We start from the raw sequence: 3,216 nt of genomic DNA, 5'->3' as shown, positions 1-3,216 counted from the left end.
AGCCCTTCTCTTACCTTTCTGACGGTACCGGCCTCAAGCTTTATGGAGGCGTCTGCCACCATGATGCCGCCCGTCATAACGACTGACGAAGAACCGGAAACCGGCAGCAACCTCGGGGCGATATTGGGTGTCGTGCTGCCCAGTGGGGTGATTATTGCCACCCTGACCACAGCAGTTATTGTTATTTACCTGAAACTCATCAAGCCAAAGCGGGTTGTTGAAAAAGCCTGAAGCTATTTTTACTGCTTAACCGCAACGGTTATGATTCAAATTCCCCAGTTTCGGCACCCCCGCGCAGGCGGGGAGCCACTGCTCGGTGATTGGTATCAATGCCTCTGATTCATTACCACCGTAATCGGAATTATTATGTATTTGAACTAGAATAACCCTCCCTCCTTATAAAAGTTCTACGGTTGTCACATGGTACTGAACAGTAATGGAGCATTAACAATGATGAGCAGACTAGCCTGCCTGATGCTGAGCGTTCTCGCCAGTGTGAGCCATGGGGTACCCGAGGGCAGTGGTGAGTTTGAATCGAGTGGCGAGTTTGAATCGAGTGGCGAGTTTGAATTTAGTGGCGACCCTGAAAAAGTAGGGTTTATTCCAGGCCCAGTGATAAGGCTCAATTCCACTGAGTTGATGGAGATTGATGAAGAAGGCAACATCTATGGGCCGCAAATCCTCATTCGGGCACTCCGTTTTAAACCGGACGGTTCTGAATTGGTTATGGTGGGGGTTGGAAGAACTAGCGGTGATATACCTTTACAAGTGTTTGTTCAGCGCTTCAATACCAGTGCTCTCACCCCTAACCAGAAAAGCGTTAACTGGCTTGGGTATTACTACTATTTGGGTGCATTTTACCCGCTTGCTCTGAGCATCTGTTCGGGGGGGGGTTGTGTAGTGTTTGGTTTTGGCAATGAATTAAACTCCGTCTCACTGGCGTCCTCCGATGGGCGACCCCCCACCTGGCAATACATTTACACTTTCCTATACAGTCCGCCTATGTCCGCATGCACCTTCATCTTGGATGATACTTGGCTGGCATGCAGTCACGGTGGCCGAATCTCACTGATAAACCCGGTGAACAAAAATGAAGTTATACCCCTCCCGGGTGAATTTCCCACAGCAGTGTATACGCTGAGCAGCCAGGGGCCATGGCTGGCTTCGGGTGATGGATCTGGCGAGATCCGGGTGCATAGCCTCACCCATCTCAGTGATGTCAGCTACGTAAAGATATCGGCACACAGTAAGGCTTTACTAGGCCTTGACTTCAGCCCCGATGGCAGCCGGCTGCTTTCTAGCGGTGACGATGGTCTGGTACGTCATTGGCTCAGGGAAGCCGGGGGCAATTTTATCCTGATTGAGAGCCTGAGATTTTCTAAGAGGGCAAGCGTCGTCTTATACCACCCCGGAGGTGAACATTATGTGGTGGCCGAAGGCCCCAGGGTTCACCTGTATGAGGCCGCAAACCAGACCCGGCTCGATACTCTGACAATGGCAAATAATATGAGTGAGGTGCTTTCTCTCGCCTTTAACCCCAATGGCACCTGGCTGGCGGCAGGCAACAAACGAAACGACATTGAATTCTATTTTCTGGAAGGACTGCCTGAAATCTCTTTGACCGAACCGGCAACCATGCAGGCAGCCTCAACCATGCAGGCAGCCTCAACCATGCAGGCAGCCGCGACGGTAACCACGTTGGTTGTCAGTTCTACTACAACTATGGGTGACGATCGGCTCACCTCACCAAGCCCTTCCTTGACCTCTCTGATGGTTCCAGTCTCAAGTTCTTTGGATGCTTCTGCCACGATGGTGCCGCCGGTCATAGCAACTGTCGAAGACTCGGAAACCGTCGGCCTCCTCGGGTTTGTAGTGGGCATCGCCCTGCCCAGCGGGGGTGTTATTGGTACCCTGGTCACTGCAGCTGTCGTCGTTTACCTGAAATGTGCGAAGTCAAAACGGTTGATTGAAAAAGCCGACCAGGTTCCGCTATTTAATCCTTGATCACCATGTATCGCATGAAGGGGTTGTGAAGATGTCAGGTCTTGAATCTTGAATGCCAAGGCTTACAGAGAAGTGAAAGCGGCCAACTGCTGAATTTAGGTTTATACGTTTTATATGTGACAGGCAACGTCTTCCATGATGAGTTTAAACTAGAATGAGTTCCTTTCTATAACAGTTCTATGGTTTACACATGGCACTGAACAGTCATGGAGCATTAACAATGATTACAAAACTAGTCGGCCTGATGGGTCTGATGCTGAGCGTTCTGGCCAGCATAAGCCACGGGGCAACCGAGGGCAGTGGCAACCCTGAAAACGTAAGGTTTATTCCCGGCCCGGTGATAAAGTTCAATGCCACTGAGTTGATGGAGATTGATGAAGAAAACAATGCCTATGGGCCGCAAACTTTTGTTTCGGCACTCCGTTTTAAACCGGACGGTTCTGAATTGATTATGGTGGGGTATGCAAAAAATACGGGAGCAATTCCTGTACGAACATTTATTCAGCGCTTCAATACCAGTGCGCTTCCCCTTACCCAGAAAAGCGTTAATCGTCTTGGGCATGATCATATTTATGAAGGTAGCTTACTTAGTGTGAGTATATCTTCGGGGGGGGGCTTTATAGTGTACACTACCGGCATCACTCTTTACTCCTATAAGGCGTCCCCCGTTAGGTACACCTATCTATACGAGAAAGCTTTAGAGGCAATATCTCTTTTCGCAACCACCTTCATCCTGGAGGATGCTTGGCTGGTATACGGTCATGATCGCCGTCTGTCACTGATAAACCCGGCGAGCAAAGATGACGTTTTACCACTACCGGGTGAATTCCCCGAAGCAGTGAGTGCACTGGACAGTCAGGGGCTATGGCTGGCTTCGGGTGATCAATCTGGGGAGATTCGAGTGCATAACCTCACCAACCTCAGTGACGTCAGCTACGTTGAAATGCCGGCGCACAGTGATGATGTACTTAGCCTTGGCTTCAGCCCCGATGGCGACCGACTGCTTTCTGGCGGGAACGATAATCTGGCACGCCTCTGGCTCAGGGAGGCTGAGGGTCATTTTACCCTGATTCAAAACATGACATTTGATGCGGACGCCCGCGTTGTCTTGTACCACCCCGATGGTGAACATTATGCGGTGGCCGAAGGTCCCAGAGTTCACCTGTATGAGGCCGCACACCAGACCCGGCTCGATACTCTGACAATGGCAAA

Annotated in this window: 3 protein-coding genes; all 3 read left to right on the top strand. The window is 50.5% G+C overall.

Going from position 1 to position 3,216, the window contains the following annotated elements; genetic code table 11:
• A partial coding sequence (locus GZ78_RS29640; protein WP_034840786.1) for a hypothetical protein occupies positions 1–231 on the top strand: 231 nt, incomplete at its 5' end.
• A 219-nt stretch (positions 232–450) separates the two neighbouring features.
• Entirely contained in the window at positions 451–2,004 is a 1,554-nt protein-coding gene (locus tag GZ78_RS21480; RefSeq protein WP_034840784.1) for a WD40 repeat domain-containing protein, read from the top strand.
• 220 nt (positions 2,005–2,224) lie between these two features.
• Positions 2,225–3,216 (top strand): WD40 repeat domain-containing protein (locus GZ78_RS21475; protein ID WP_161787458.1); only part of this gene is annotated, 992 nt, incomplete at its 3' end.

Source organism: Endozoicomonas numazuensis, from assembly GCF_000722635.1.
Lineage (GTDB): Bacteria > Pseudomonadota > Gammaproteobacteria > Pseudomonadales > Endozoicomonadaceae > Endozoicomonas_A > Endozoicomonas_A numazuensis.
This window is presented reverse-complemented; position numbering and strand designations above follow the sequence as displayed.